The sequence below is a fragment of the Sphingopyxis sp. Geo25 genome, assembly GCF_949769135.1.
Lineage (GTDB): Bacteria > Pseudomonadota > Alphaproteobacteria > Sphingomonadales > Sphingomonadaceae > Sphingopyxis.
In genome coordinates this window covers 1-1443 of the sequence record NZ_CATKOZ010000020.1, presented here as the reverse complement: position 1 = coordinate 1443, position 1443 = coordinate 1, and the positions used below count along the sequence as shown (strand labels likewise).

The 1443-nt window shown below is 55.5% G+C and carries 1 protein-coding gene; it reads left to right on the top strand.

Going from position 1 to position 1443, the window contains the following annotated elements; genetic code table 11:
- Positions 1–40 precede the first annotated feature (40 nt).
- Positions 41–1443 (top strand): DNA methyltransferase (locus QOL68_RS18895; RefSeq protein WP_282950491.1); only part of this gene is annotated, 1403 nt, incomplete at its 3' end.

Genomic DNA, 1443 nt, shown 5'->3' with positions numbered 1-1443 from the left:
GTGCTTTCAAAATCGAATGTGTAGAGGGGCTTTCCACGCAATGTCATCGACTATCCGCGACCTGATCCTTGGTAATGTTCCCGAGGATGGCTCGGCCATTGGTAACTTGGCGCTGATAGCATTACTTCGCGACGCCGTCCCAAGCCTGACCGACGAGCAATTCAGCGCGGCCAAGGATGAGTTGGTGCATGAAGGCGTTCTCGGCAAAGGCCGCGGGCGCGGAGGCTCTGTTTTTCGACTCGGACTCGAGGACGGTGAGGAGGAAGGTGAGGATGACTTCACACTGACAGCCCAGGTGCCTACGACCCCCTCAACCCCCAAAGCGGGGAGCGGCAAGAAGAAGGTAAACCGCAAGCCCAGCGGGCCGGTGCAGGTGCTGAGCTACCGTCATGCCGAAACGCGGGTGAACAATCCCGAGGTGGGCATGGTCCACCCCGACAACGATCCAGATCAGCCCAAGACTGTCTGGAAATACGATCCCCACCTCGATCCAGAACTGATGTTCGACAGTCAGCGCGCGGCGGTGGAGAAGCTGATCGACGACGCACTGGCTTCAGGCGATGCCGATGCAATGCGCGCTGCGCTGGTGGAACTTAAGCGGCTTCAGGAGCCGTATCTCAACTGGGCGGGCAAGGCCGAAGGGGCGAGCTTCGCCGTCGATACCGTGTCGCTGCATGTACATGAGCGGGTGGACCCAGCCACGATCCTTGCCAATGCCCGCAAGCGGCTGAAGGGCGAGAAGGCGGGTGAGGCATGGCGGCAGGCGGACCTGTTCGCCGCCGCGTTCGAGAACCTACCTCTTCGGCAAGCGCTAGATTTCTACCACCATGAAAAGGGCTGGTCGAACCGCCTAATTGCCGGTGACAGCCTGCTGGTCATGAACTCGCTGCTGCACAAGGAGTCGATGGCTAGCAAGGTGCAGATGATCTATATCGACCCGCCTTACGGCATCAAATACGGGTCAAACTTCCAGCCGTTCACGAACAAGCGCGACGTGAAGGACGGGGCTGACGCCGACCTCACGCAAGAACCGGAGATGATCAAGGCGTTCCGGGATACGTGGGAACTCGGTATTCACTCATATCTGACGTACCTCCGGGATCGGTTGCTGCTGGCCAAGGAATTGCTGCATGAAAGCGGCAGCGTGTTTGTGCAGATCGGAGACGAGAATGTTCACCTTGTTAGAAATGTTCTCGATGACGTTTTTGGATCTGAAAACTTCGTATCGGAAATAATATTCGAAAAAAATAGCGGGCAGACGACCAAGCTTCTTTCAGGTAACGTTGATTATATAATCTGGTTCGCAAAGAAAAAATCATCATTAAAATACCGGCAATTGTTCTATGATAAGTCGGTTGGATCAGATTTTGCTGAGCGTTACGATCAAGTGCTCATGCCTGACGGTGAAGTTCGTACATTAAGGGCGAACGATGACCTTGAAGG